Source organism: Variovorax sp. Soil_C_12, from assembly GCF_057657375.1.
In genome coordinates this window covers 1-948 of the sequence record NZ_JBDGIO010000045.1, presented here as the reverse complement: position 1 = coordinate 948, position 948 = coordinate 1, and the positions used below count along the sequence as shown (strand labels likewise).

Genomic DNA, 948 nt, shown 5'->3' with positions numbered 1-948 from the left:
GAGTTGGTGCGTCCGAACGTGGCGCGAGCCAAGCTCCTCGCCTTGATCGCTTCTCTGCCGCCTTGCGTGATCGGCATGGAAGCGTGCTCAGGCGCGCACCATTGGGCCCGGCAGTTCATGGCGCACGGTCACACGGTGCGCCTGATGGCGCCGAAGTTCGTCAGTCCGTATCGTCTATCTGGCAAGCTCGGCAAGAATGACGCCGCCGACGCAGCGGCGATCTGCGAAGCGGTGCAGCGGCCCAACATGAGATTCGTGCCGATCAAGAGCCTCGAGCAGCAATCGCAATTGAGTGTGCATCGCGTACGCCAGGGGTTTATCGAGCAGCGCACCGCAACCATCAACCGGATCCGCGGCCTACTCAGTGAGTTCGGTGTCGTGCTGCCCCTCAAGGCGTCGACCGTGCGTCGTCAAGCCACAGCCTGCTTGGAGGATCTGCCTGGGTGGAGCAATACGGTCATCGGCGATCTGCTCAGCGAGTTGATGCGGCTGGACGAGCGGATTGCACTGTATGACCGGCACATTGCGCAGATGGCGCGCGAAGACACTCGGGTGCAGCAACTCATGCACTTGAGCGGTGTTGGCCCCACCACCGCCACCGCACTGGTGGCGATGATCGGCAACGGCCATGAGTTCAAGTGTGGTCGCCAATTCGCAGCCTGGCTCGGCTTGGTCCCCGGCCAGTACAGCTCGGGCGGGAAGTCCCGACTGGGCCACATCACGAAGGCAGGCGACCCATACATCCGATCGCTGCTGGTTCTGGGCGCGCGAGCGGTTCTCAACTCAGCCCTGCGCAAGACCGATGTGGTCAGCCGTTGGGCAGCAGCGCTGGCTCAGCGGCGCGGCTACTGGCGAGCGATCGTGGCCATCGCAGCCAAGAATGCGCGCATGGCCTGGGCCGTATTAGCTCGAGGAGAGCAATTCACGATGCCAGCATGAGCCTGTGGG

1 protein-coding gene is annotated in these 948 nt (G+C 63.5%); it reads left to right on the top strand.

The annotated features are described in order from the left end of the window. The coding region (locus AC3A6X_RS36390) for an IS110 family RNA-guided transposase (RefSeq protein ID WP_487846715.1) at positions 1-939 on the top strand (939 nt) is incomplete at its 5' end. Between the last annotated feature and the right edge of the window lie 9 nt (positions 940-948).